The sequence below is a fragment of the Burkholderia sp. AU33545 genome, from assembly GCF_020419685.1.
Taxonomy (GTDB): domain Bacteria; phylum Pseudomonadota; class Gammaproteobacteria; order Burkholderiales; family Burkholderiaceae; genus Burkholderia; species Burkholderia diffusa.
The window spans coordinates 556,641-580,910 of record NZ_JAIZRQ010000001.1; the positions used below are offsets into that span (position 1 = coordinate 556,641).

25 protein-coding genes and 2 tRNA genes are annotated in these 24,270 nt (G+C 67.6%); 10 read left to right on the forward strand and 17 right to left on the reverse strand.

Going from position 1 to position 24,270, the window contains the following annotated elements; translation table 11 throughout:
• The first annotated feature begins 63 nt into the window (after positions 1-63).
• Positions 64-684, forward strand: coding sequence for an oligoribonuclease (gene orn, locus LGM71_RS02555; protein ID WP_059678659.1), 621 nt, complete (start codon positions 64-66; stop codon positions 682-684).
• A 16-nt stretch (positions 685-700) separates the two neighbouring features.
• Here the strand turns inward: orn and mog are convergent, their stop codons facing one another.
• Together mog and yjgA are read right to left on the reverse strand one after the other, a co-directional pair.
• Positions 701-1,321 (reverse strand): molybdopterin adenylyltransferase, encoded by a 621-nt coding sequence (gene mog, locus LGM71_RS02560; RefSeq protein ID WP_082728832.1) that lies wholly within the window; start codon positions 1,319-1,321, stop codon positions 701-703.
• A complete protein-coding gene (yjgA, locus tag LGM71_RS02565) occupies positions 1,302-1,907 on the reverse strand; it encodes a ribosome biogenesis factor YjgA (RefSeq protein ID WP_311768945.1) in 606 nt (201 codons plus the stop codon). Before yjgA ends, mog begins: the two co-directional genes overlap by 20 nt.
• 128 nt (positions 1,908-2,035) lie before the next feature.
• Between yjgA and pmbA the strand changes: the two genes are divergently transcribed.
• Entirely contained in the window at positions 2,036-3,406 is a 1,371-nt protein-coding gene (gene pmbA / locus LGM71_RS02570; RefSeq protein ID WP_226113919.1) for a metalloprotease PmbA, read from the forward strand.
• Between the two features lie 83 nt (positions 3,407-3,489).
• On the opposite strand, the gene LGM71_RS02575 is transcribed toward pmbA, so the two are convergent.
• On the reverse strand, positions 3,490-3,990 hold the full coding sequence (locus tag LGM71_RS02575) for a dihydrofolate reductase (protein ID WP_124902128.1): 501 nt from the start codon (positions 3,988-3,990) through the stop codon (positions 3,490-3,492).
• 296 nt (positions 3,991-4,286) lie between these two features.
• Positions 4,287-4,505, reverse strand: a complete 219-nt coding sequence (locus tag LGM71_RS02580) for a hypothetical protein (RefSeq protein WP_226113921.1) — start codon at positions 4,503-4,505, stop codon at positions 4,287-4,289.
• A 608-nt stretch (positions 4,506-5,113) separates the two neighbouring features.
• On the opposite strand from LGM71_RS02580, the gene LGM71_RS02585 reads away from it, so the two are divergent.
• Complete coding sequence (locus LGM71_RS02585) at positions 5,114-6,511, forward strand: sigma-54 dependent transcriptional regulator (RefSeq protein WP_059606981.1); 1,398 nt, start codon at positions 5,114-5,116, stop codon at positions 6,509-6,511.
• 42 nt (positions 6,512-6,553) lie between these two features.
• A complete protein-coding gene (locus tag LGM71_RS02590; RefSeq protein WP_059607103.1) occupies positions 6,554-7,525 on the forward strand; it encodes a thymidylate synthase in 972 nt (323 codons plus the stop codon).
• 111 nt (positions 7,526-7,636) lie between these two features.
• Here LGM71_RS02590 and LGM71_RS02595 read toward each other — a convergent pair whose 3' ends face one another.
• Together LGM71_RS02595 and LGM71_RS02600 are read right to left on the reverse strand one after the other, a co-directional pair.
• On the reverse strand, positions 7,637-10,147 hold the full coding sequence (locus LGM71_RS02595; RefSeq protein ID WP_226113923.1) for a DUF6600 domain-containing protein: 2,511 nt from the start codon (positions 10,145-10,147) through the stop codon (positions 7,637-7,639).
• A 162-nt stretch (positions 10,148-10,309) separates the two neighbouring features.
• Positions 10,310-11,017 (reverse strand): ArsR/SmtB family transcription factor, encoded by a 708-nt coding sequence (locus LGM71_RS02600; RefSeq protein WP_124623362.1) that lies wholly within the window; start codon positions 11,015-11,017, stop codon positions 10,310-10,312.
• 175 nt (positions 11,018-11,192) lie between these two features.
• Between LGM71_RS02600 and LGM71_RS02605 the strand changes: the two genes are divergently transcribed.
• Positions 11,193-11,333, forward strand: coding sequence for a hypothetical protein (locus tag LGM71_RS02605; protein ID WP_174906966.1), 141 nt, complete (start codon positions 11,193-11,195; stop codon positions 11,331-11,333).
• Positions 11,334-11,477: 144 nt separating this feature from the next.
• Positions 11,478-11,990, forward strand: coding sequence for an acyl-CoA thioesterase (locus tag LGM71_RS02610; protein WP_014897688.1), 513 nt, complete (start codon positions 11,478-11,480; stop codon positions 11,988-11,990).
• A gap of 56 nt (positions 11,991-12,046) precedes the next feature.
• Here the strand turns inward: LGM71_RS02610 and fumC are convergent, their stop codons facing one another.
• The 3 genes from fumC to LGM71_RS02625 all read right to left on the reverse strand — a co-directional run bounded on the left by fumC (position 12,047) and on the right by LGM71_RS02625 (position 15,319).
• A complete protein-coding gene (fumC, locus tag LGM71_RS02615; RefSeq protein ID WP_151047001.1) occupies positions 12,047-13,441 on the reverse strand; it encodes a class II fumarate hydratase in 1,395 nt (464 codons plus the stop codon).
• A gap of 141 nt (positions 13,442-13,582) precedes the next feature.
• Positions 13,583-14,971, reverse strand: a complete 1,389-nt coding sequence (gene norM, locus LGM71_RS02620) for a multidrug efflux MATE transporter NorM (protein WP_124623358.1) — start codon at positions 14,969-14,971, stop codon at positions 13,583-13,585.
• Positions 14,972-15,100: 129 nt separating this feature from the next.
• On the reverse strand, positions 15,101-15,319 hold the full coding sequence (locus tag LGM71_RS02625) for an RNA-binding S4 domain-containing protein (RefSeq protein WP_006753074.1): 219 nt from the start codon (positions 15,317-15,319) through the stop codon (positions 15,101-15,103).
• Between the two features lie 280 nt (positions 15,320-15,599).
• Here LGM71_RS02625 and LGM71_RS02630 point away from each other — a divergent pair, with 280 nt between their 5' ends.
• Positions 15,600-16,010 (forward strand): hypothetical protein, encoded by a 411-nt coding sequence (locus tag LGM71_RS02630; RefSeq protein WP_226113925.1) that lies wholly within the window; start codon positions 15,600-15,602, stop codon positions 16,008-16,010.
• A 117-nt stretch (positions 16,011-16,127) separates the two neighbouring features.
• Here LGM71_RS02630 and LGM71_RS02635 read toward each other — a convergent pair whose 3' ends face one another.
• The 8 genes from LGM71_RS02635 to fdxA all read right to left on the reverse strand — a co-directional run bounded on the left by LGM71_RS02635 (position 16,128) and on the right by fdxA (position 20,507).
• Positions 16,128-16,904 carry a DUF4088 family protein gene (locus LGM71_RS02635; protein WP_124623355.1) on the reverse strand — a complete coding sequence of 259 codons (777 nt, stop codon included), beginning with the start codon at positions 16,902-16,904 and terminating at the stop codon, positions 16,128-16,130.
• Positions 16,905-17,063: 159 nt separating this feature from the next.
• Positions 17,064-17,402, reverse strand: coding sequence for an AzlD domain-containing protein (locus tag LGM71_RS02640; protein WP_124902123.1), 339 nt, complete (start codon positions 17,400-17,402; stop codon positions 17,064-17,066).
• Complete coding sequence (locus LGM71_RS02645) at positions 17,399-18,172, reverse strand: AzlC family ABC transporter permease (RefSeq protein ID WP_226113927.1); 774 nt, start codon at positions 18,170-18,172, stop codon at positions 17,399-17,401. The genes LGM71_RS02640 and LGM71_RS02645 overlap by 4 nt, the downstream gene beginning before the upstream one ends.
• Positions 18,173-18,293: 121 nt before the next feature.
• On the reverse strand, positions 18,294-19,199 hold the full coding sequence (locus LGM71_RS02650; RefSeq protein ID WP_226113929.1) for an AraC family transcriptional regulator: 906 nt from the start codon (positions 19,197-19,199) through the stop codon (positions 18,294-18,296).
• A 61-nt stretch (positions 19,200-19,260) separates the two neighbouring features.
• Complete coding sequence (locus LGM71_RS02655) at positions 19,261-19,746, reverse strand: CreA family protein (protein ID WP_059607001.1); 486 nt, start codon at positions 19,744-19,746, stop codon at positions 19,261-19,263.
• Positions 19,747-19,853: 107 nt separating this feature from the next.
• Positions 19,854-19,929: transfer RNA gene (locus tag LGM71_RS02660), tRNA-Asn, on the reverse strand.
• A gap of 75 nt (positions 19,930-20,004) precedes the next feature.
• Positions 20,005-20,080, reverse strand: a tRNA-Asn gene (locus LGM71_RS02665).
• A 103-nt stretch (positions 20,081-20,183) separates the two neighbouring features.
• Positions 20,184-20,507: a ferredoxin FdxA gene (fdxA, locus tag LGM71_RS02670; protein WP_011544919.1), complete on the reverse strand. Its 324-nt coding sequence runs from the start codon at positions 20,505-20,507 to the stop codon at positions 20,184-20,186.
• 289 nt (positions 20,508-20,796) lie between these two features.
• On the opposite strand from fdxA, the gene pncB reads away from it, so the two are divergent.
• The 3 genes from pncB to LGM71_RS02685 all read left to right on the forward strand — a co-directional run bounded on the left by pncB (position 20,797) and on the right by LGM71_RS02685 (position 24,228).
• Entirely contained in the window at positions 20,797-21,996 is a 1,200-nt protein-coding gene (gene pncB, locus LGM71_RS02675) for a nicotinate phosphoribosyltransferase (RefSeq protein WP_059607002.1), read from the forward strand.
• Positions 21,997-22,082: 86 nt separating this feature from the next.
• On the forward strand, positions 22,083-22,745 hold the full coding sequence (locus LGM71_RS02680; RefSeq protein ID WP_059607005.1) for a LutC/YkgG family protein: 663 nt from the start codon (positions 22,083-22,085) through the stop codon (positions 22,743-22,745).
• Positions 22,746-22,797: 52 nt separating this feature from the next.
• Positions 22,798-24,228, forward strand: coding sequence for a sodium:proton antiporter (locus tag LGM71_RS02685; protein ID WP_059607007.1), 1,431 nt, complete (start codon positions 22,798-22,800; stop codon positions 24,226-24,228).
• Positions 24,229-24,270 lie beyond the last annotated feature (42 nt).

Below are 24,270 nucleotides of genomic sequence, written 5' to 3' on the forward strand. Positions count from 1 at the left end.
GCTCACGCGATGCCGGCCGCCCGGGCGGCGCCGCGCGCCGTCCGCCATTTTCCAGGATGACTCATGACCGATACCGCCGCTTCCGCCAGCCAGCCCGCGCTCGTGCGCAACGAGTTGAACCTCGTCTGGCTCGACATGGAGATGACGGGCCTCGACCCGGATAACGACCGCATCATCGAAATCGCGGTCGTCGTGACCAATTCCACGCTCGACATCGCCGTGGAAGGGCCCGTGTTCGCGATCCACCAGAGCGACGAAACGCTCGCGAAGATGGACGACTGGAACAAGTCGACGCACGGCCGCTCTGGCCTGATCGACCGCGTGCGCGCGTCGACCGTGACCGAGGCGGACGCCGCCGCGCAGCTGCAGGCGTTCCTCGCGCAGTACGTATCGCCCGGCAAGTCGCCGATGTGCGGCAATTCGATCTGCCAGGATCGCCGTTTCATGGCGCGCTGGATGCCGGAATTCGAGAAATTCTTCCACTACCGCAATCTCGACGTCAGCACGCTGAAAGAGCTGTGCCGCCGCTGGCAGCCCGCGATCTACAAGGGCTTCCAGAAGCGCGCGATGCACACGGCACTCGCGGACATCCACGAGTCGATCGACGAACTGAAGTACTACCGCGAGCATTTCCTGATTCCGGCCGCGTCGGCGCCGGCAGGCGAGTCCGCACCGGCCGCCTGAGCGGGCCGGCACGCGCTCAGCGCGGCGCGCGTTGAGCGCTCTTCGGCCGGAACGCCGCGACCACTGCGGCGTCGGTCTCGATGTACGGGCCGCCGATCAGATCGATGCAGTAGGGCACGGCCGCGAAGATACCGGGCACGGTCGACTTGCCGTCGGCGTCGCGCAGCCCTTCGAGCGTTTCCCGGATCGACTTCGGCTGGCCGGGCAGGTTGATGATCAGGGCCGCGTGGTCGGCCGTCTCGCGGATCACCGCGACCTGTCGCGACAGAATCGCGGTCGGCACGAAATTCAGGCTGATCTGCCGCATCTGTTCGCCGAATCCCGGCATTTCCTTCGTCGCAACGGCCAGCGTGGCTTCCGGCGTCACGTCGCGCCGCGCCGGGCCGGTGCCGCCGGTCGTCAGCACCAGATCGCAGCCTGCCACGTCGACGAGTTCTGCCAGCGTGGCGGAGATCGTCGGCGCGTCGTCCTGGATCAGCCGGGTTTCGGCGCGCCACGGCGAGCGCAATGCGCCGGCGAGCCATTCCTGCAGCGCCGGAATGCCCTTGTCCTCATAAACACCCGTGCTCGCGCGGTCGCTGATCGACACGAGGCCGACCACGAGCTCGTCCGGGTGGTTACGCTTCGTCGTCGTCATGGTCGTCTCCGGCGTCGTCGGCCGCTTCGTCATCCCCGTCGGGCGTACCGCTCGCGGTCTTGATCCACTGGAACAGCTCGCGGAAATAGCGCGGCGGCTTGCCTTGCTGCGCTTCCTTGCGCGCGTTGCGGATCAGCGTGCGGCCTTCCTGGATGTCGGCTTCGGGGTGCTGGCGGAGGAATTCGGTCAGCGCGTCGTCGTTGGCGAGCAGCTGTTCGCGCGTGCGCTCGATCCAGTGCAGGCGAGCGGTCGCGGCCTTGTTCACGCCTCGCTGGGCGTCCAGCGCGGTGCGCAGCGCGGCCGTTTCATCCTCGGTCAGCGAGCGCATCACGCGGCCAACGTACTGGAGCTGGCGGCGCTTGCCTTCGTGGTCGGTGATCCGACGTGCCTCGCGCACGGCGTCGGCGAGGTCCTCGGGCATCGGCATGCGCTTGAGCGCGTCCTTCGGCAGGTCGACCAAGGCCTGGCCGAGCTCCTGCAGCGCGTGCATCTCGCGTTTCAACTGGGATTTGCTGGGGCGATCGTAGCCGTTGCCGACGTCGTCGTCGGCATGCTCGATCGGCTGGATTCGGGTTTTGCGTGTCATGGGCGGCATTGTATCGCGGCGCGAACACCCCAAGCTTGTCGGTATGCGGCCCCGGACCTTGCTATGATCGCGGGATACGCAACATTTTGAACATGCGGGCGGCTCGCCCGCCACCGGATATCACGACGATGGCAGCCAATCTCGACGTACAAGCGCGCTATTTCCCGCACACGCAGGACCAGCTCAAAGAAATTGCCTCGGACATCCTTCGCCATGCGAAGGCGCTCGGCGCGACGGACGCCGCGACCGAAATCTCCGAAGGCGACGGCCTGTCGGTGTCGGTGCGCCGCGGCGAGGTCGAGACGATCGAACACAACCGCGACAAGATGGTCGGCGTGACGGTGTTCATCGGCAAGAAGCGCGGCAACGCGAGCACGTCGGACTTCTCGCCGGCCGCGATCAAGGATACCGTCGCCGCCGCGTACAACATCGCGCGCTTCACGGCCGAGGACGACGCGGCCGGCCTTGCCGAGGCCGAGCTGCTCGAAACCGACCCGCGCGACCTCGATCTCTACCACCCGTGGGCGCTGTCGGCCGACGAGGCCGTCGAGCTCGCGCGCCGCGCGGAGGACGCCGCGTTCGCGGTCAGTCCGCAGATCCGCAACTCGGAAGGCGCGAGCGTGTCGGCGCAGCATTCGCAGTTCGTGCTCGCGACGTCGCGCGGCTTCCTTGCCGGCTACCCGTACTCGCGACACTACATCGCGTGTGCGCCGATCGCGGGCACCGGCCGCCACATGCAGCGGGACGACTGGTATTCGTCGAAGCGCAGCGCGGTCGACCTCGCTGCGCCGGAAGCCGTCGGGCGCTATGCGGCCGAGCGTGCGCTGGCGCGGATGGGCGCGCGCCGTCTCGACACCCGCAAGGTGCCCGTGCTGTTCGAGGCGCCGCTCGCGGCCGGTTTGCTCGGCGCATTCGTGCAGGCCGTCAGCGGCGGCGCGCTGTACCGCAAGACGTCGTTCCTCGTCGACAGCCTCGGCAAGCCGGTGTTCGCACCGCACGTGCAGGTCGTCGAGGATCCGCACGTGCCGCGTGCAATGGGCAGCGCGCCGTTCGACGAGGAAGGCGTGCGCACGCGTGCGCGCAGCGTCGTCAGCGACGGTGTCGTCGAAGGCTACTTCCTGTCGACCTATTCGGCGCGCAAGCTCGGCACGCAGACGACCGGCAACGCGGGCGGTTCGCACAACCTCGCGCTGCGCAGTTCGAACACGCAGCCGGGCGATGATTTCGACGCGATGCTGAAGAAGCTCGGTACGGGCCTGCTGTTGACGGAGCTGATGGGGCAGGGCGTGAACTACGTGACCGGCGACTATTCGCGCGGCGCGGCCGGCTTCTGGGTCGAGAACGGCGTGATCCAATATCCGGTCGAGGAAATCACCGTCGCGAGCACGTTGCAGGAGATGTTCCGGCATATCGTCGCGATCGGCGCGGATTCGATCGTGCGCGGTACGAAGGAAACGGGCTCGGTGCTGATCGAGCAGATGACGATCGCCGGGCAGTAAGCGGCGCGGCGTCGGCCGCCACGAAACGAAAAAGCCCGACTGGCGTGAGTGCGCCGGTCGGGCTTTTTGTCGTGTGCCGCGTGTCAGTCGCGCTTGCGCGCGTAGACGACGAACGCATAGCCGAACGTGTTCGGCGCGGCGGCCTGGTGCGGATCGCGCGACACTTCTTGCCAGTGCGCGGGATCGGGCGCCGGGAACGACGCATCGCCGTCGAAGTCCGCGTCGATCTCGGTGACGACCAGCTTGTCGGCGAGTTCCAGGCCTTCCGCATAGAGCTGTGCGCCGCCGATCAGGAATGCTTCGGCCACCCCGTCGCGCGCGGCGAGCGCGAGCGCATCGGCGAGCGACGTGACGGTGTCGCAGCCGTCGAAGCGGCGCGCTGCGTCGCGCGTGACGACGATATTGCGGCGGCCCGGCAGCGGCCGGCCGATCGACTCGTGGGTCTTGCGGCCCATCACGATCGGCGCACCCATCGTCGTGCGCTTGAAGAACGCGAGGTCCTCGGGAAGTTTCCAGGGCAACTGGTTGTCGCGGCCGATGATGCCGTTGCGGGCGCGCGCGACGATCAGGGTCAACGTCGTCATGAAGGTCGGAGAAGAGGAGAACCGGAATGGCGCCGATTCTACCGGAATGGCGGCGTGCGACCGCATCGATGCGGATGCGCGGGCGCCTTGGCAGATTCCGGTCCGCCGCACCTCGCCGACGGTGGCGACGAGGTGCGGCCTTTGCGCCGTAATGTCCTGAATAAAAAGAGTGCCCGCCGGGGGACGGACACAAAAAACGGTTCGCGTCGAGATATCGGCGCTGTGTGGACTGACCTGACTCATCTCGCTCGTCTGTAATCCTCATCAATTGAGCGGCATGTGGCGTCGTGAGCAGATTATTGATGCACGCGGTTTCCGGCGTTTCCCTCCATCGCATGCTGTGCGTTGCCGGGAAGCGGAACAGGAATCGGTACCGGCAGCGGAGTAGGCGGAGCGAGCTCGTCCCACAGCGTCACCCATGTCTTGCTCGACGAACGCGGTTGGGGTGCGGCGACCGGCACGATACCGATGCGGTTGTCCTGTTGCGTGTGCGGCGCGTTATCGGCAAGCAGCATCGCGCGTTCGGGCCGCGCGCTTTCTTCCGCGCGGGCCGGCATGAACGGACACGCGAGCGCAAATGCAATCGTGATCTGCACACAAGACCGTGAAAAAAGTGTTCGCATGGCTGCCTTCTCCGATCCGTTGCACATTCAGCGAAATACATGCCATCGGGCGAAGAGCATTGTCGCGTCTGCGATTCGCGGGGGAGCATCGTGAATCGCAATCGAAAACGCCGGGAAATGTTTCAGGCGTGAAACGAAGGGGCTTGGGAGTACTGCGGATTCATTCGATACGCTTCAAGGATGAAAATCTGGGCGTGTGTCGATGCAGGTACGCGTCACTGCGCGTGTGCTTATGTGCAGATGATTGATAAACGTCGACCATTGAGCGATTCGGCCGCTCGCCCATTTGCGCTGCAATCGGTTTGTCGTATTCAGCGCCTATAACTAAGCCGTCGTGACCCAAAATAACTGGACGCGAGACAAGCGCCATCATGCGTGGCTGGTCGTCGCCGCGCATCGGCATGGCGAATCGAGCCGCTTCGGCTGACCCGGTTCGATCCTTTAGCACGCGACTTGGCGTGTGCTGCAATCGTTAGACGGTTGATGAACGGGGTGGGCATATGGGAGCCGAGCAGCGGCATGTGATCTATTTCTCGCGCGAGCCGAACGACGCGTTGCGCGGGCATTTCGACGAATGCGGGTGGCGCGTCGATCTTGCGGAAAGCGCACGCGACGTGCGGCGTGTCGTGCAGCACGGCGTGGCAACCGCCGGCCTGCTCGATTTCTCGCCGGGCTTTCGGCCGGCGGATCTGCGCGAACTCGAAACGTGTCTGAGCATCCAGCACATCGGCTGGATCGCGGCGACCCGGCGTGGGCAGTTGCAGGACGCGTCGCTGCGGCATCTCATTCGCGACTATTGCTTCGACTACGTGACGATGCCGTACGAGGCGTCGCGCATCGTCGAGACCATCGGCCATGCGCACGGCATGGTCGCACTGACCGACCCGGTGGCGGCGCCCGTCGGCGCCGGGCGCGCCGAAGGCGAGATGGTCGGCACCTGCGACGCGATGCTGGGACTCTTCAGGACGATCCGGCGCGTCGCCACGACCGATGCACCGGTGTTCATCTCCGGCGAATCGGGTACCGGCAAGGAACTGACGGCCGTTGCGATCCACGAGCGCTCGGCGCGCGCGCAGGCGCCGTTCGTCGCGATCAATTGCGGTGCGATTCCGTCGACGCTGCTGCAAGCCGAGCTGTTCGGCTATGAGCGCGGCGCTTTTACGGGCGCGAACCAGCGCAAGATCGGCCGTGTCGAGGCCGCGAACGGCGGCACGCTGTTTCTCGACGAGATCGGCGACCTGCCGCTCGAGAGCCAGGCGAGCCTGCTGCGATTCCTGCAGGAAGGCAAGATCGAGCGGCTCGGCGCGCATGTGTCGGTGCCGGTCGACGTGCGCGTGATCTGCGCGACGCACGTGAACATGGAAGCGGCGCTGCGCGACGGGCTGTTCCGCGAGGACCTGTTCCATCGGCTGTGCGTGCTGAAGATCGAGGAGCCGCCGCTGCGCGCGCGCGGCAAGGATATCGAGTTGCTGGCGCGCCACATGCTCGAGCGTTTCAAGGGTGATGCGCATCGCCGCCTGCGTGGCTTCTCGCCGGATGCGATCGCCGCGCTGTACGGCTATTCGTGGCCCGGCAACGTGCGCGAGCTGATCAATCGCGTGCGCCGCGCGATCGTGATGTCGGAGGGCCGGATGATTACCGCGGCCGATCTCGAACTCAACGAATTCGCGATCCTGGCGCCCGTCTCGCTGACCGAGGCGCGGGAAGCGGCCGAACGGCAGGCGATCGAGCAGGCGCTGCTGCGCCACCGCGGCCGTTTCGCCGATGCGGCGCGCGAACTCGGCGTGTCGCGTGTCACGCTGTACCGGCTGATGTGCGCGCATGGCATGCGCGATCGCAGCGACCCGCTGGGAGGGTTTTCGGCGCCGTTGCCGGAGGTTCCGCGTCACGCTTGCTAAAATTGGCGGGTGACGGCCGCCCTCGCGGCCGAAGGAACCCGCATGAAACAGTACCTCGACCTCGTTCGCACCATCCTCGACACCGGCACCTGGCAGGAGAACCGCACGGGCATCCGCACCATCAGCATGCCCGGTGCGATGCTGCGGTTCGACCTGCAGCAAGGTTTCCCGGCCGTGACGACCAAGAAGCTCGCGTTCAAGTCCGCGATCGGCGAACTGGTCGGTTTCCTGCGGGCATCGCGCAGCGCGGCCGATTTCCGCGCGCTCGGCTGCAAAGTGTGGGACGCGAACGCGAACGACAATGCGCAGTGGCTCGCGAACCCGTACCGCCAGGGCGTCGACGACCTGGGCGACGTGTACGGCGTGCAATGGCGCCAGTGGCCCGGCTACAAGGTGCTCGACGCGGGCGCCGACGCGCAGGTCGCCGACGCGACGCGCCGCGGTTTCCGGATCGTCACGCGCTTCGACGAGGACGGCGCGCCGAAGGTGCTGCTGTACAAGGCGATCGACCAGTTGCGCCAGTGTCTCGACACGATCATGGAGAACCCGGCCGATCGCCGCATTCTGTTTCACGCGTGGAATCCGGCCGTACTCGACCAGATCGCGCTGCCCGCGTGCCATCTGCTGTACCAGTTCCTGCCGAACGTCACGAAGCGCGAGATTTCGCTGTGTCTGTACATCCGCAGCAACGACGTCGGGCTCGGCACGCCGTTCAACCTGACGGAAGGGGCTGCGCTGCTGTCGCTCGTCGGTCGGCTGACGGGTTATACGCCGCGCTGGTTCACGTACTTCATCGGTGACGCGCATATCTACGAGAACCAGCTCGACATGCTGCAGCAGCAGCTCACGCGCGAACCGTACGACAGCCCGCGGCTCGAGATTGCCGAGCGCGTGCCGGACTACGCGAAGACGGGTGTTTATGCGCCCGAGTGGCTCGAGCAGATCGAGCCGTCCGACTTCTCGCTCGTCGGCTATCGGCATCATGAGCCGCTGACCGCGCCGATGGCGGTCTGAGCCCCGGCGGTCGACGGCGCGGCGGTGCGGGTTACGCGATCCGCGCCAGACGGAATGAAGAAGGCCCGACCGGCATTCGCCGGTCGGGCCTTTCCGTTTCATCGGGCGCGGTTACTGGCGGTGCCGCTCGTCGTGGCCGCCGGGCGGCGGGTTGCTCGGGTGCGGCGCCTCGACGTGCGGCGCCGGTTGCGGCCGTGGTTCCATGTGCGGCGCGGGCATCGACGGCCGCGGCTCCATGCGCGGAGCCTGCGGCTGCGGTCGCGGCATTTCGTGTACGGTCGGCGCGGGCGGGCGGTACTCGTTCACGCGCGGCGGCGCGACTTCGTGCCTTGGTGCCGGTTGCGCGAATTCGGGGCGCGGTTGCGGTGTCGGGGCGGCCCGCTCGGGCCGCGGCTGCGCATGCTGCGCCGGTGCCGCGAAGTCAGGACGCGGACGCGGCTGCGGAATCTGCGCGGTCGTATCGAGCCGTGGTTGCGGCAACGCGCGCGGCGTTTCCTGCCGCCCGCCGAGTTGCGTACTGGGCGCGGCTTCCGGATGCTGGGCCGGTGCCGCGCCGCGCACGGGCGGCAGTGCATTCTGTCCCGCTGCGTGGAGAGCCGTCGGCGGCGTCGGGCGCTGACGCTCCATCGGCGTATGCGGTTGCATCCACGCGGGCGCGGGCGCCGCGGCAGCATGCGTGTTGTCGTGCCCGGTCGGCGTGTTGACGGAGGTCGGCGGGTGCGGGACGCCATTTCCAGGGCCCATTGCCTGATGCGCAGCCGGATTGCCCGGTGCCTGCGGCGTGGCACCGTTCGTGAAGCGCGGCGCATTGGGGCCTTCGCCGTTCGTCGGCCGCGCGCCATTCGGCACGACAGGCATCGGCGCACCCGGCCGTGCGGCCAGTGCCTGTGCCGGGGCTGGCTGCCCGTCGCGCGGCGCGTGCGCCGGTTGCACGACAGGACCGTGCGGGTTCACGAGCTGAACGTTGCGCATCGCCCATGCACCGGCCTTCGGGTTGCCCGGAACGCGGACCGGGCGAGCCGTATAGTCGGCCGGCACGTTCGTCTTCGCGACGGGCGCGCCCGCGCCCGGCACGCGCCCGCCTTGCCGGGCGAGATGCGCGGCCGCCTGGTCCCGATATGCGGCCGGTACCGCCGGATTGCGCGTCGCGACGAACGTGTGCTGTCCGATCGTTGCCGGCGGGCGGTAGCTGGCCGTGCGCAATCCGCCGGTAAAGCTCTGGCGTACCGGCGCAATGCCGGGGGTGCCCGGCATCACGTGCGCGTTGCGCCATTGCTGCGGATCGACGCGCTGCGAGAAGTGCGCGACTGGCTGACCGTGCACGAACGCGGACGCCGGCACGGCCGTGATCGCGTGCGGCGCGCGGAAGTTCACGTACGTCTTGTTGATGTTCGTGATGTTGGTGATGTTCGTCACGTTCACGGTCTTGTTGACCGTCACGTTGTTGACCACGATGTTCCGGTTCACGCGATCGTAGTAATGCGGGCTCCAGCCACCCCAGCCGGGATGCCAGGCTTCGCCCGGGCCGAGTGCGAACCACGCGCAGCCGGCCGCGGCGACGCCGCCGACCGTCAGGGCGACGCTCCAGTCGGGACCGCCGCCTCCACCCACGAACGCGACGAGCGCCGGCGCGTAGACGGGCGGCTGGCTGACGACCATCGGGCCGGGCACCCATGCCCAGCTATCGTCGACATAGGCCCAGCGGCCGTAGTGATAGGGCGCGAAGCCCCACGGTGCATCGTCGACCCACGTCCAGCCCCACGGCGCTTGCCAGATCCAGTGACCGTCGTGATACGGCGCCCAGTCGGCCGGCGTGTCGTTCGGCACCCAGACCTCGCCGTAATTCGGGGTTTCGCGCCACGTACCGTTCGCGTCGAGGTCCTGATAGCCGGGAACGTCGCGCGATACGTAGCGGGCCGACACCGAGCGCTGCTCGGCCGCATCGCGGCTGGCGGCCCACTGGTCGAGCGCATCGGGGGCCGGTGCGGCCGATTGCTGTGCGACCTGCAGGTCGGTGCCGGTGAACACGACCTGCTGCCCGGGCGATAGCGGATACTGCCCGTTGCTGCCGTAGACGGTCGCGCTGCCGCTGCGGACGGTGACCGTCGTGGTCGCACCGTTCGGCGCGACATCGACGCGATAGTCGCCGGGGCCCGTGATGCCGAGCGCGAGATTGGGCGTATCGATTTCGTAGGTTCCGCCGGGCGGCAGATCGCGTACGTGGGTCGACACGGTGCCGAGCCCGACTTTCAGCTGCGTCGTGTTGTCGTCGAGGTTCAGGACCGACAGGTTCGTCGATTCGCCGAGACGCACCGCGGTCGAGCCGATGTGCAGTTCGGAGCGCGCGCCGGCATCGTTCCACAGCTGGTCGCCGGTCGTCAGCGGCCGGTTCACGGCGGCGTACGACCAGGTATCGGTGCCGGCGGGCTCCGTCGTCACGGCACCCGACATGTAGTTGAGCCGGGCGACGCGGCTCGGCGGATCGCCACCCGGTTGTCGGGCGGCGGCCGCATACGCCGCGGCCTGTGTCGCTTGCGCGAATGCGGACGGCAGGGTCGCCAGCGTGGCGACAGCGAGCAGCGTGCAGTGGGCGGTTCGCTTGAGCGTGAACAGGGAGGCCATGATGAGCGTCTTCGTCGTTATCGCGGCGCGTCGATTCGTGCCGTCGAGTTCACAATATCCGCTCGGCCTGTTTCAGTGCTCAGTGTTTTGTAAGTCGTATGGCACGCGATGTAACAAAACCTGTCCATCGCGCGCCGTTGTCATCCGGTCGCAATGCGCACGTCAAGCGGACGTAAGCCAGTCGTCGAAAATCTGCTGTCCGGGTACGGTGACGCGCAGCACGCGCGGCCGCACGGTGCGCTCGATCCAGCCGTGCGCGCAGAAGCTGTCGAGCAGTGCCGCGCCCAGCGCGCCGCCGAGATGCGGGCGGCGCTCGCTCCAGTCGAGGCAGCGGCATGCGAAACGGCGGCGGCGCGTGCGCTGCTGTGCGACGTCGATGCCCCAGCGCCCGAGCGCCTGCGTGCCGAGTTCGGTGGCTTCGATCGCATCGCCGTCCGCCTGCAGCCAGCCGCGTGCCGTGAGCCCGTCGAAGATGCGGACCGCGAGCTCGCCGGCCATGTGGTCGTAGCAGGTGCGCGCGTAGCGCAGTTCGGCCGGCACCGTGCGCGACGGCGGCGGCACCGGACGGTTCGGCGCGGCCGCGCGGGCCACGTTCGCGAGTGCCTCGAGCGACGCCGCGATGTCGACCGACGCGAGCCGGTAGTAGCGGTGCCGGCCACGCACGTCGAGCGCGAGCAGGCCACCTTCGGTCAGACGCGCAAGGTGGGCGCTCGCCGCGGAAGGCGACAGCCCCGCGATCATCGTCAGTTCGCCGGCCGGCCGCGCGCTGCCGTCCATCAGCACCCACAGCATCGCGGCGCGCCCGGGATCGGCGATCAGTGCGCCGATCCGGCTCAGGCCTGGAAAGTGGTGGTCGTCTTGATCGGTCATCGTCGTGTCTTGTCAGGCGGAATGCCTGCAGTGTAGGCGCTGCGCGCATTCGATGTTTCGCGTTCGGATGAAATGTCAGATGCGGCGGGGCGGTGTGCGCCCGCGGTTGCCGGTCGCGCGCGTAGAATGACCCGACGCGGCGGCAGTGGGCCGCCGGATGCGACACGATGCAACGATGAAGACGATTTTCTGCCTGTTGGCGGCCGCGTTCCTCTGCGCGGCCTGTGCCCAGGGCGGTGCGGGTGCCGCCGGCGCGCGGGGCGGCAGCCTCGAGATGTACGGGACGATCGACCAGGGCATCACGGTGCGCCGCTGACGGGCGCCAGCTTGCGGTGCCGATCCCGGGTCAGTGCGCGGGCGGGCGTGCCGTCGCTGCGGCACGGCGGGCACCGCGACGTGTTGCCGCAGTGCAACGTATAATGCGCCGATTGCAGTGCCCCCGCCGCCTGGAGCTACCACGATGTCCCAACCGTCCCCCGTACCGGCCGCCCTCGACCGCACCGAAACCGTATTCCGCTTCCTCGCCGAGCCCTCGTCCGTGAACTTTGGCGGCAAGGTGCATGGCGGCGCGCTGATGAAGTGGATCGACGAGGTCGCGTATGCGTGTGCGGCGGTCTGGTCGAGCCGCTATTGCGTGACGGTCAGCGTCGGCAACATCCGCTTCCAGCGGCCGATCCTCGTTGGCAACCTGGTCGAACTGAAGGCGCGCGTCGTCGCGACGGGGCGCACCAGCATGCACATCCATGTGTCCGTGCACGCCGGCGATCCGAAGGGCGGCGTACTGCGCCAGACGACCGATTGCCTCGTCGTGTTCGTCGCGGTCGATGAGAACGGCAACCCCGTGCCGGTGCCGCCGTTCGTGCCCGAGACCGACGAACAGAAGGTGCTCGCAAAATATGCGGCCGACGTGCGCGCCGCGCTCGACAAGATCGTCGAGATGAAGCCCGAGGAAGTGGCGAAGGGCACCGTCTGACGACAACGGGCGCCGCGCATGCGTGCCGCGCCCGTCATCGCGTCGCCTCCCCGCGATTACCGCGATCCGATCATCTCTTCGGGGCGCACCCACGCGTCGAATTCCGCCTCGGTCAGGTAGCCGAGCGCGAGCGCGGCGGCTTTCAGCGTCGTGCCTTCCTTGTGCGCCTTCTTCGCGATCTGCGCGGCCTTGTCGTAGCCGATGTGCGGATTGAGCGCCGTCACGAGCATCAGCGATTCGTTCAGCAGCAGGTCGATGCGCGCGCGATTCGGCTCGATGCCCACCGCGCAGTGGTCGTTGAAGCTCTGCGCGCCGTCGGCGAGCAGCCGCACCGACTGCAGCACGTTGTGCGCGATCATCGGCCGGAACACGTTCAGCTCGAAATTGCCGCTGGCGCCGCCGACGTTGACCGCGACGTCGTTGCCGAACACCTGACAGCACAGCATCGTCACGGCTTCCGACTGCGTCGGGTTCACCTTGCCCGGCATGATCGAGCTGCCCGGTTCGTTTTCCGGAATCGACAGTTCGCCGAGCCCGCAGCGCGGCCCGCTCGCAAGCCAGCGGACGTCGTTGGCGATCTTCATCAGGCCGGCCGCGACCGTCTTCAGCGCGCCGTGCGCGAACACCAGCGCGTCGGCGGCTGCCATTACCTCGAACTTGCTCGGCGCGGTGACGAACGGCAGCTTCGTCAGCCGGCCGATCTCGTCGGCCACGCGCACCGCGAACTCCGGATGCGCGTTCAGCCCGGTGCCGACGGCGGTGCCGCCGAGGGCGAGTTCGTACAGGTGCGGCAGCGCGGATTCGACGTGCCGGACGCCCTGGTCGAGCTGCGCGACGTAGCCGGAAAACTCCTGCCCGAGCGTGAGCGGCGTCGCGTCCTGCAGGTGCGTGCGGCCGATCTTCACGATGTCGGCGAAAGCCTTCGACTTCGCGTCGAGCGTCGCGCGCAGCGTGCGCAGCGCGGGCAGCAGGTGGTTGACAATCGCGTAGGCGGCCGCGATATGCATCGCGGTCGGGAACACGTCGTTCGACGACTGGCCGCGGTTCACGTCGTCGTTCGGGTGGACCTTGCGTGCTTCGCCGCGCTCGCCGCCGAGCAGCTCGCTCGCCCGGTTCGCGATCACCTCGTTGAGGTTCATGTTGGTCTGCGTGCCGGAGCCCGTCTGCCAGACCGCGAGCGGGAATTCGCGCGGATGCTTGCCAGCGATGATCTCGTCGGCCGCGTCGATGATCGCGCGCGCCTTTTCGTCGGCCAGCACGCCGAGCGACTGGTTCACGGCGGCCGCGGCACGCTTGACGATCGCGAGCGCGTGGATCAGCTCGGGCGACTGCTTCTCCGTCGAGATCCGGAAATTCTGCAGCGAGCGTTCCGTCTGCGCGCCCCAGAGCCGGTTGGCCGGCACGGCGATCTCGCCGAACGTGTCGCGTTCCATCCGAACTGCTTCGTTCATGATGCACTCCTCTTGGGGAAGGGAAAAGCCGCGGGTCGTGCGGCGTCTGGCGTATCGTGAGGCAATCGCGCCGCTGGCGCGGCGTCCTGGGTCTTCAACCGACAAGCATAGCGCCGGCTGCGATTTTGCGTCGTGCCGAGCTCAACGCGTCGGCGCGACGAGCGACGAGGTCTTCCGGTGAAAGCGCCAGGCCATCAGCACGGCGACGCTCGCGAGGCCGGCCGCGAGCCCCCACCACAGGCCGCGAGCGCCGAGGCCGGCATGGAATGCCAGCCAGTAACCGGTCGGGAAACCGATGCCCCAGTAGCCGAAGGTCGCCGCGAGCATCGGGATGCGCGTGTCCCGCAGTCCGCGCAGTGCGCCCGACCCGACGGTCTGCATGCCGTCGACGATCTGGAACACCGCGGCGATGCCGAGGAGCGATGCGGCCAGCGACACGGTCGCCGCGTTGGCCGGGTCGTCGAGTTGCAGATACAGGCCGACGATCGCATGCGGCGCGACGATCAGCACGAGCCCCGACAGCGACATGAACGCGACGCCGAGGCCGAGCGCGACGAAACCCGCATGTCGCGCGGCGACCGGCTGGCCGGCGCCGACCCAGTAGCCGACCCGCACGTTGGCGGCCTGGCCGATCGCGAGCGGCACCATGAACGCGACCGACGCGACGTTCAGCGCGATCTGATGCGCGGCAAGCGACGTCGCGCCGAGCACGCCGATGGTGAGACCCGTGGCGAGAAAGAGCGTCGATTCGACCCCGTACGTGATCGCCACCGGCCAGCCGATGCCGATCAGCTCGCCCATCAAGGGCAGTTTCGGACGGGCGGCGGTCACGAAATGGCGGAACCGCTGGCGGCCGTGCAGCAGCCAGATCAGCGCGAGCGCGGTGAGCCAGATGGTGATGGTCGTCGCGACCGCCGAGCCGAGGAAGCCGAGCCGCGGCAAGCCGAATGCGCCGTGGATCAGCCCGTAGTTCAGCACGCCGTTGATGCCGACGCCGCCGATCGAAACCCACAGCAGGCGTCGTGCGGCGCCGATCGCCGGCAGGAATGCGCGCATCAGTCCGACGCCGATCAGGCTGCCGAGCGCCGCGAACCGCAGGATGCCGGTGTACTCGCCGACGTGATGCGCGAGCGTCGGCGGCTCGTGGAACATCAGCAGGATCGGTTCGGACAGCGACAGCGCGACGATCGCCGGAATCGCGAGCAGCACGGACAGCATGAAGCCGGTCCAGTAGATGTGCGGCACGCGGTGTTCCGCCTGCGCGCCGCGCGCATGCGCGACGCTCACGCTGACGGACGAGAGCACGCCCTGCAGCACGGTCACGATGACGAAGAAGAAGTTCGCGCCGAGGCCGCCCGCCGCGAGCGAATCGGGGCCGAGCGAGCCGAGCAGTACCGTGTCGGTGACGCTCATCGCCATCTGCGAGAGCTGCGCGATCGCAAGCGGCGCGGCGAGGCGCGCGGTATCGGCGGCATGACTGGACAGGGACGGCGGCGCGGCGGCCGTCCGCGTAAGACCGGAATGCGACATGGAATGAGCGCTCGCGCGGGTGCGGGCCCGCGCTGTCTGTATTTATTTTGAGAGACGGCTAGCTTACGGCTTTATTCGAACGGTGTCGAACGCGCGCGCCGATGGCCATGTCACGGTCAGGGGGAACCGCTACGCGTCGTGAACCGCGATCCGCGTGTCGCCGAACAGCACGACCTGACCCGCGCGGATCTTGCAGGTCTTGCGCAGTTCGACCACGCCGTCGACTTTCACCGCGCCGGACGCGACGAACATCTTCGCCGTGCCGCCGCTGTCCGCGAGGCCGGTGATCTTGAGAAGGTTGTGCAGCTCGACGTATTCGCCGGTCAGCGTGAAATCCAGATTGGGCATGACGAAGGATGCGCGCGATGCGCGGGAGGAATTGCCCCGCATCATACGGCACCGAGGGCCGGCGCGCGAGTGCGGACGGTCGTGCAGGCCCGCGCGCAGCAGTTGTTAAGGACTGTGAGCGATTCGTCAGCAAATGAAACGGTGGGTAACAGTCTGAGAGATTGGAGAACCGGACGTGCGGCCTGCGGGTCTTTCGTCGTACCTGCTGCGTGTTGCGGCAGGGGACGCGACGGATCGCATCGAGGCGGTCCGCGCCCACAACTTCTTGAGGAGGATTCTCATGTCCAAGATTCGTACGATGCTGATCGGTGCCGCGCTGACGGCGTTCGCCACTTCGGCCGCATTCGCGCAGACGGGCGTCGCGGCACAGGGCACCGCAGGTGCCGGCGTGCAGGCGCAGGCGCCGGCAGCAGGGGCAGGCGCTGGTGCGGGCATGCAGGGTGGTGCCGGCGCGAACGCGTCGGGCAATGCGGTCGGCGGCGCGACCGACGCGGTCGGTGCGGCAGCCGACAGCGCGAAGGACACGGCGGCGTCGTCGGTCCACTCGGCCAAGAAGCACGCGAAGCACGCGGCGAAGTCGGCCAAGCATCATGCCGGCTCGGCGAAGTCGAAGGTGGGCGACGAGGCGGTCGAAGGCGGCGCGTCGGCCGGCGTGCAGGGCGGTGCATCGGCCTCGGGCGCCGCGCAGTAAGCGGCCCCTCGACGTCGCACGACGTTCGCCCCGGACGGCGCGTCGTGACGGCGATCGATCGACGGCCCGGTTCGCTTCGCGCGAACCGGGCCGTTCTTCATGCGTGGACGCGGGCCGTCATGGCCGGTGCTGTTCCGGCCCCGGTCCGTGCGCCGGCCGTGCGGCGGACGGCGTGAATACGCTGCGCAGCCACGCGGCAAGCCGCGCGAATACGTCGTACGGCTCGTCGACGAAGATGTCGGGCTTCAGCAGCCGCAGGTATTCCATGATCTGCTGCGCTTCCTGTTTCTGGAACGAACCGTGCGCGAGCCCGAGCCGCAGCAGGCCGCGCAGTTCCCCGAGCTTGTCGCGCGCGGCGCTGCCGACGCTCATCTCGCACGCGAGCTTCGCCTCGTAGACGCGCTGGCGCAGCGATTCCGCAAGCCGCCATGCGGGCGTCTGCATCGTTTCCTCGAGCGTCTGGATGTCGTGCACAGCGCCCTTGATCTGCGCGGCGAGCGGATCGACGAGCGACGCGTCGCCCTGCGCTTCGGCAACGATCGCCTTGGCCCAGTCGCGGCACGCCTTTGCCAGCTCGTCGGGGGTCCATTCGGAGCGCGACGCGAAGCCGAAGCCGAATTCGCCGGCCTGCCGCATCAGGATCGCGACGACGTCCGGAAATTCCTTGTCGAGCGTGCGCTTCGCCCACGCGTACTGGCCGCCCTCGAGCATCCGCTGCACGGCATGCTCGGTCAGCGGCACCATGTTGTCGAGCAGCTTGGCGCGCAGGAAATCCTCGAACGACGGCGTCGCGAACTGCGGGTCGAGTTTCAGCGACACGCGCACGAATGCGTCGTAGTCCTTGCGCAGGGACGCAAGCGTGTCGTCTTTGAGGGAAAGGGTGATCTGGCCCATGAATCGTCTCGATGGCGGCCCGCGCGGGCCGGCGGCCGACACCGCGCACCGGTGCGGGCGCAGCGTCGACGGACCGGTTCGCGCCGAGGCCGATGGCGGGTCTTCATACCCGATATCGGCGCGCCGGGCGAAAACTTGAGCACGGCCGGCGACGTTCGCTCAGGCCGGCAGCCAGTGCGGCATCACGATCCCTTGCCAGAGGAAGAACACCGCGAGCCCGACCGCGATCGTCACGAGCGGCCGGCGTGTCGTCGCCGACACGGCCACGGCGGCGAGCGCGCCGACGAGCTGCGGATTGCGCCAGGTCAGTTCGGCCGTGCCGCCGTGCGGCGAGACGGTCATCGGCACGATGATCGCGGTCAGCACAGTGACGGGCACGAAGCCGAGCGCGGTCCGCACGAGCGGTGGGAAGGTCAGCCGCTCGCCGAACAGAAACAGTGTCGTCCGGATCGCATAGGTGATCACGGCCATCCCGAGGATCAGCAGCGCGTAGCTCACGATGCGGTCTCCGTGCGTGAAGCGGTGCGCGAACGCTCGTGCCGCAGCGTCAGCGCGACGCCGACCACGACGCCGGCGGCGACCGCGCCCAGCAGCCCGAGCTTGTACGGCCAGCCCTGCCAGAAGTACGCGAGCGTGCCGGCCGTCGCGGCGGCCGCGAAATAGCGCAGCGTGCCGAGTTGCGGAACGACGATCGCGATGAATGTCGCCGCCATCGCGAAATCGAGGCCGAGCGACTGGAGGCCCGGGAAGGCCGCGCCGAAGCCGATGCCCGCGAGCGTCCAGACCTGCCAGTTCAGGTACATCGCGAGGCCCGAGCCGAAGAAGTAGTGGGGGCCGATTGCACCGGGCGGGAAGTGCCGGTAGTGCGCGTAGGCGACTGCGAACACTTCGTCGGTCATCAGCGCACCGAGCGTCGCGCGCCAGCGCAGCGGCAGGTGCGCGACGTACGGCGCGAGCGTCGCGCTGTACAGCAGATGACGCAGGTTCACGATCAGCGTCGTCGCGAGCACGACGACGAAGCTTGCGCTGCCGGCGATCAGGCCGAGCGCGATGAATTGCGCGGAGCCCGCGAACACCGCGAGCGACATCAGCGCGCCGTGCCATGCGGCGAGCGGGCCGCCACCGACCAGCGTGCCGAAGATCACGCCGAACGGCGCCGCGCCGATCATCATCGGGATCGTGTCGCGTGCGCCGTCGAGCCATTCGTTGAGCGGGCGGCGGGGCGGGGGCGAGTGTGTGGGTGCGGGATTCAAGGAGTGCGTCTCCATGCAATGCAGGATAGCGGAGCGCTGCCCGTGGCGGCTTGTACGTTCTTGCGCCCGCGGTGCCGGCGGCGCAACCTGCGTGCCGGTTGCCGCGTATCGTCGAATGCAGGGTGGGGAGTGCGCGTCAGCGCGCTTGCCAGCGTCCGGGCGGCACGCCGAACATTCGTTTGAAATGTCGCGAGAAGTGACTCTGGTCGACGAAGCCGCTGGCCGCGGCGACGTCGGCGATCGACACGCCCGCGCGCAACGGCGCCAGTGCGCGCTGCAGCCGCAGCTGGTTGCGCCATGCATGCGGCGGCATCCCGATCGTTCGGGTGAACAGGCGCGCTGCGTGGAACGGCGACAGGCCGGCAGCCTGCGCGACGTCGTCGAGCGTGACAGTGCAGGAGAGATCGGCGGCGAGCCTCTCGCGCATCGCGTCGACGCGCGGCTCGTCGGCCGCAAGGACTGCCGGCTGCAGCCGCGCGTCGGCATGGCGCGCGATCAGTGTCGACAATGCATCGAGCATCGCCGTTTCGGCGGCGAGCGGATCGTAGACGCGCGCTGCCGCGGCGGCCGGAGCGTCGGCGGCCGGCCGCTCGTGCGGATGGAACGCCGGCATGCATTCGCTGCCGGCCTCCATCATCCGGTGGGCCAGCGCGAGCCGTGCCGCGAGATCGGCGTCGCGGATCACGTCGGACGGGAACCATGGCGCGTCCTGCGGGCGCCCCGCGATCGCGCTCGCGAGCGCGCGAATGTAGTCGACCGGCACGTAGCTCACGCGATAGCACCAGCCTTCGTCGGTCGCGCGCGAGCCCGTGTGCACTTCGCCGGGATTGATCACGGGCACGGTGCCCGTTTCGGCGACATGGCCGCTGCCGCGACAGGTGTAGCGCTCCGCTCCCTCGAGGATCACGGGGATCGTGTATGCGTCATGCCAGTGCGGCGCGAACGTATGGTCGCGATAGGTAGCCGTGAGCAGATCCGCGCCCGGCAGCAGCGGCGTGCGCCAGTAACGTGCGGAGTCCGGAAGAAGGCGGGTGGCGGACATGGTCGGGCGCGGGGGCGGTCGAATCGACAGTGTATCGCTCGAGCGCCCGGCCGGCGCGGGCTTACTTGACCGGAATCGTCGTGCCGGCCGGCATCGGCACCGCGGTCACGGCGTTCTTCGGGCTGCCGCTGACGATGCGGTCGCTGTAGGTCAGGTAGACGAGCGTGTTGCGCTTCTTGTCGACCACGCGCACGACGTGCAGCGTCTTGAAGATGAACGACATCCGCTCGCTGAACACGTCGGTCTGCTGCTTGAGCGGCTCCTTGAAGCTGAGCGGGCCGACCTGCCGGCACGCGATCGACGCTTCGCTCGGATCCTCGGCGACGCCGAGCGTGCCCTTGATCCCGCCGGTGCGCGCCCGTGACACGTAGCAGGTGACGCCCGTCACGAGCGGATCGTCGTACGCTTCGACGACCACGCGGTCAGAGCCCGTCACGCGGAAATGGGTGTTGACGCTGCCGACTTCCTCCGCGTGCGCGAGCGGCGCGGCGGCAAAGGCGGAGAGCAGAAGGGCGAACGGCGCGGCGGAAAGGAGGCGATGCTTCATCGACGGAACCGGATGCGAATGCGGGAGAGAGACTCTAGCATGCGCGGCGGTGACCGACGGGCGCCGGAAAAACAAAAGGCCCGTCGAATGACGGGCCTTTTGCTGTCTGGCTCCCCGACCTGGGCTCGAACCAGGGACCTACGGATTAACAGTCCGGCGCTCTACCGACTGAGCTATCGGGGAATAAATCGGTACATCTGCGTGCTTGTTTGGTGGCCAACAAAAAACCCGTCCACTTTCAACGGGCTCTTGCGTTTTTGGCTCCCCGACCTGGGCTCGAACCAGGGACCTACGGATTAACAGTCCGGCGCTCTACCGACTGAGCTATCGGGGAACAAACAACAACAGCAGAGAAACGAGATTTTATGGAGCGTTCGCTAACCTGTCAACTCTTTTGAGCGGCGGAGTGCAAAAAAATTTGCGGCGCCGCTGCGCGATCAGCGTTCGAGCAGGTGCAGCTTGTCCTGCACGTCCTTCCACTCGTCCGCGTCGGCCGGTGCCGGCTTCGTCTTCGTGATGGACGGCCAGTTCTTCGCCAGTTCGGCGTTCAGCTCGGTGAACTGCTGCTGGTCGCCCGGAACGTCTTCTTCGGCATAGATCGCATTGGTCGGGCACTCGGCGACGCACACGGCGCAGTCGATGCACTCGTCCGGATCGATGGCGAGAAAGTTGGGACCTTCACGGAAGCAATCCACCGGGCACACATCCACGCAATCCGTGTATTTGCACTTGATGCAGCCTTCGGTCACAACGTGAGTCATTAAAACGCTCCTGCTTCGCGGTATATATGGGGTGGCGTTTGCGCCAAAAGCGGCATTGTAACTGAAGCGCAAAACCCGCATGGCGTGGTCGGCTTTCCGGCTTATATCGTTTCGTGATTAGTTTATGGGGCCGACCGTGGGCGCGGTGCGTGCGGCCGGCCGCACGACGCGGTGGGCAAGGGGGAGGCGGTTTCACGATGGTCGGGCCCGCATTCGGGTAACATGGCCGGCAGACCGGGCGGCGCGCGGTGCGCCGGGGCCGTGTCTCGATATTGGCGGTACCGCAATCATGATCATCACTTCGCTGCTCGACACGGATCTCTACAAGTTCACGATGATGCAGGTCGTCCTGCATCACTTTCCTGCCGCACACGTCGAGTACCGGTTCCGGTGTCGCACGCCCGGCGTCGATCTCGTCCCGTACATCGACGAGATCCGCGACGAGGTGCGCGGCCTGTGTTCGCTGCGCTTCACCGACGACGAACTCGACTACCTGCGGCGCATGCGCTTCATCAAGAGCGACTTCGTCGACTTCCTCGCGCTGTTCCATCTGAACGAGAAATACATCTCGATCACGCCTTCTCCGAAGGGCAACGGCGAGATCGACATCGTGATCGAGGGGCCGTGGCTGCACACGATCCTGTTCGAGATTCCGGCGCTCGCGATCGTCAACGAGGTCTATTTCCGCAACACGCAGCGCGAGCCCGACTATCGCGAAGGCCGCGAACGGCTGCGCGAGAAGATCAAGCTGCTCGGCGCGAAGCCTGAGTTCGCCGACTGCAAGATCGCCGACTATGGCACGCGCCGGCGCTTCTCGAAGGTGTGGCACGAGGAGGTCGCGCTGACGCTGCGCGACGGGCTCGGGCCGCAGTTCGCGGGCACCAGCAACGTGTTCTACGCGATGAAGCACGGCCTGACGCCGCTCGGCACGATGGCCCACGAATACCTGCAGGCCTGCCAGGCGCTCGGCCCGCGGCTGCGCGATTCACAGACCTATGGTTTCGAGATGTGGGCGAAGGAGTATCGCGGCGACCTCGGGATCGCGCTGTCGGACGTCTACGGGATGGATGCGTTCCTGAACGACTTCGACATGTACTTCTGCAAGCTGTTCGACGGCGCGCGCCACGATTCGGGCGATCCGTTCGAGTGGGGCGAGCGCATGCTGCGCCACTACGAGGCGAACCGCTGCGACCCGCGTACCAAGGTGCTCGTGTTCTCCGACGCGCTCGACATCCCGAAGGTCATGCAGCTGTACGAACGATTCCGCAACCGCTGCAAGCTCGCGTTCGGCGTCGGCACCAACCTCACGAACGATCTCGGCTACGTGCCGCTGCAGATCGTGATCAAGATGGTCCGCTGCAACGGACAGCCGGTCGCGAAGCTGTCGGATTCGCCGGGCAAGAGCATGTGCGACGACAAGGCGTATCTCGCGTACCTGCGCCAGGTGTTCGGCATCGCGCAGCCGGTCGACGAGGACGCATCGCAGTAAGCGTCGGCCATGCGGCCAGGTGCGTCGCGGCGAGGGCGGCCGGTATAATCCGACGGTATCGCACGCCAACGTCACGAGGACCGTTCATGGACACTTCCGCTGCGCGTCGCCAGATCCTCGCACGCATTCGCGCGTCGCAACGACGCGCGCCCGAACCCGATGCAGCGGAGCGCGACGGCGTCGCCGACTACCTCGCCCGCCATCCCGAGGGGCCGCGCCCGCCGATGCCGGCCGACCTCGTCGCCGCATTCGGCGATGAAGCGGCTCGCCTCTCGACGACGGTCGACGAAGTCGCGACACTGGCCGACGCGCCGTCCGCCGCCGCCCGCTATCTCTCCGCTCACGGCCTGCCGATGCAGGCCGTCGCATGGCGCACGCTGGCCGAGCTCGACTGGGCCGGCGCCGGCCTGTCGGTCGAATGCCGCAAACCGCGCGACGGCGATCTCGTCGGCCTCACCGGCTGCTTCTGCGCAACCGCCGAAACGGGTTCGCTGGTGTTGCTGTCCGGCCCCGACACCTATGCATCGGCCGCGCTGCTGCCGGAGACGCACATCGCGATCGTGCCGGCGTCGCGGATCGTCGCGGGCCATGAAGACGCATTCGCGCTGATTCGCGCGGAGCGCGGCGAATTGCCGCGCGCGGTCAATTTCGTATCGGGCCCGTCGCGCACGGGCGATATCGAGCAGACCATCGTGCTGGGCGCGCACGGCCCGTACCGCGTTCACGTGATCGTCGTACGCGGCGCATGACGCACGCACCTGATCCATCCTCACTCGACTCACTCGCACAAGGAAGTTCTGCATGAAACGACATGCCGCCTGGGCGGGCATGGCGTCCGGAGCCGCGCTTGGCGCCGTTCCCGCGCTTGCATCGGCCGCCACGCTCGACGGTGCCACGCTGTCCGCACTCTGGGGCATCCCGTTCGCCGGGATCCTGCTGTCCATCGCGGTGTTCCCGCTCGTCGCGCCGGTGTTCTGGCATCACCACTTCGGCAAGATCGCCGCAGCGTGGGCGATCGTGTTCCTGGTCCCGTTCGCCGTCGCGTTCGGTGCGAGCACGGCGTTCGGTACGCTCGTGCACGCGCTGCTCGAGGAGTACATCCCGTTCATCGTGCTGTTGACGGCGCTCTATACGGTCGCGGGCGGCATTTGCGTCAACGGCAACCTGCACGGCACGCCGAAGCTGAACACCGCGATCCTCGCGCTCGGCACGCTGCTCGCGAGCGTGATGGGCACGACGGGCGCGGCGATGCTGCTGATCCGGCCGCTGCTGCGCGCGAACGATAACCGCAAGCACGTCGTACACGTCGTGATCTTCTTCATCTTCCTCGTCGCGAACGCGGGCGGCTCGCTGTCGCCGCTCGGCGATCCGCCGCTGTTCCTCGGCTTCCTGAATGGCGTGAGCTTCTTCTGGACGACCACGCATCTCGCGCTGCCGATGCTGTTCATCTGCGCGGTGCTGCTGACGCTTTTCTTCGTGCTCGATACGTACTTCTACCGGAAGGCCGGTGAGGAGCGGCCGGCCGCACTCGACCCGACGCCCGACGGCGGCGCGCTGTCGATCGACGGCAAGGTCAACTTCGTGCTGCTCGCGGCCGTGATCGGCCTCGTGCTGATGAGCGGCATCTGGAAGCCGGGCATCTCGTTCGACGTGTGGGGCACGCACGTCGCACTGCAGAATCTCGTGCGCGATGTCGCGCTGGTCGTCGTGGCGCTCGCGTCGCTCGCGCTGACGCCGCGCTCGGCGCGCGAAGGCAACGCGTTCAACTGGGCGCCGATCGAGGAGGTCGCGAAGCTGTTCGCGGGGATCTTCGTGACGATCGCGCCGGTGATCGTGATCCTGCGCGCGGGTGCGGACGGTGCGTTCGCACAGATCGTTCATCTCGTCACGGGGCCCGACGGCAAGCCGATCGACGCGATGTATTTCTGGGCGACCGGCCTGCTGTCGTCGTTCCTCGACAACGCACCGACCTATCTCGTGTTCTTCAACCTCGCGGGCGGCGATGCGCAAGCGCTGATGACGACCGGCGCGACGACGCTCGCCGCGATTTCCGCGGGGGCGGTGTTCATGGGAGCGAACAGCTACATCGGCAATGCGCCGAACTTCATGGTGAAAGCGATCGCGGAATCGCGCGGCGTGAGGATGCCGAGCTTCTTCGCATATCTCGGCTGGGCGCTCGTGATCCTGGTACCCGTATTCCTGCTGACGTCGTGGATCTTCTTCCCGGCGTAGGCTGACGATTTTCAACCAAGCGCGGACGGCTCCGGCGGCGCA

Coding starts and splice junctions, on each gene's coding strand:
- LGM71_RS02575 (WP_124902128.1), bottom strand. CDS start 3,990: ATGACGACGTTGACCCTGATCGTCGCGCGCGCCCGCAACGGCATCATC.
- pmbA (WP_226113919.1), top strand. CDS start 2,036: ATGGCAGCCAATCTCGACGTACAAGCGCGCTATTTCCCGCACACGCAG.
- LGM71_RS02685 (WP_059607007.1), top strand. CDS start 22,798: ATGAAACGACATGCCGCCTGGGCGGGCATGGCGTCCGGAGCCGCGCTT.
- LGM71_RS02595 (WP_226113923.1), bottom strand. CDS start 10,147: ATGGCCTCCCTGTTCACGCTCAAGCGAACCGCCCACTGCACGCTGCTC.
- LGM71_RS02580 (WP_226113921.1), bottom strand. CDS start 4,505: ATGCTGCTTGCCGATAACGCGCCGCACACGCAACAGGACAACCGCATC.
- LGM71_RS02655 (WP_059607001.1), bottom strand. CDS start 19,746: ATGAAGCATCGCCTCCTTTCCGCCGCGCCGTTCGCCCTTCTGCTCTCC.
- LGM71_RS02625 (WP_006753074.1), bottom strand. CDS start 15,319: ATGCCCAATCTGGATTTCACGCTGACCGGCGAATACGTCGAGCTGCAC.
- fdxA (WP_011544919.1), bottom strand. CDS start 20,507: ATGACTCACGTTGTGACCGAAGGCTGCATCAAGTGCAAATACACGGAT.
- LGM71_RS02590 (WP_059607103.1), top strand. CDS start 6,554: ATGAAACAGTACCTCGACCTCGTTCGCACCATCCTCGACACCGGCACC.
- LGM71_RS02635 (WP_124623355.1), bottom strand. CDS start 16,904: ATGGGCCAGATCACCCTTTCCCTCAAAGACGACACGCTTGCGTCCCTG.
- orn (WP_059678659.1), top strand. CDS start 64: ATGACCGATACCGCCGCTTCCGCCAGCCAGCCCGCGCTCGTGCGCAAC.
- LGM71_RS02610 (WP_014897688.1), top strand. CDS start 11,478: ATGTCCCAACCGTCCCCCGTACCGGCCGCCCTCGACCGCACCGAAACC.
- LGM71_RS02630 (WP_226113925.1), top strand. CDS start 15,600: ATGTCCAAGATTCGTACGATGCTGATCGGTGCCGCGCTGACGGCGTTC.
- fumC (WP_151047001.1), bottom strand. CDS start 13,441: ATGAACGAAGCAGTTCGGATGGAACGCGACACGTTCGGCGAGATCGCC.
- LGM71_RS02600 (WP_124623362.1), bottom strand. CDS start 11,017: ATGACCGATCAAGACGACCACCACTTTCCAGGCCTGAGCCGGATCGGC.
- yjgA (WP_311768945.1), bottom strand. CDS start 1,907: ATGACACGCAAAACCCGAATCCAGCCGATCGAGCATGCCGACGACGAC.
- norM (WP_124623358.1), bottom strand. CDS start 14,971: ATGTCGCATTCCGGTCTTACGCGGACGGCCGCCGCGCCGCCGTCCCTG.
- LGM71_RS02585 (WP_059606981.1), top strand. CDS start 5,114: ATGGGAGCCGAGCAGCGGCATGTGATCTATTTCTCGCGCGAGCCGAAC.
- LGM71_RS02680 (WP_059607005.1), top strand. CDS start 22,083: ATGGACACTTCCGCTGCGCGTCGCCAGATCCTCGCACGCATTCGCGCG.
- mog (WP_082728832.1), bottom strand. CDS start 1,321: ATGACGACGACGAAGCGTAACCACCCGGACGAGCTCGTGGTCGGCCTC.
- pncB (WP_059607002.1), top strand. CDS start 20,797: ATGATCATCACTTCGCTGCTCGACACGGATCTCTACAAGTTCACGATG.
- LGM71_RS02650 (WP_226113929.1), bottom strand. CDS start 19,199: ATGTCCGCCACCCGCCTTCTTCCGGACTCCGCACGTTACTGGCGCACG.
- LGM71_RS02645 (WP_226113927.1), bottom strand. CDS start 18,172: ATGGAGACGCACTCCTTGAATCCCGCACCCACACACTCGCCCCCGCCC.
- LGM71_RS02605 (WP_174906966.1), top strand. CDS start 11,193: ATGAAGACGATTTTCTGCCTGTTGGCGGCCGCGTTCCTCTGCGCGGCC.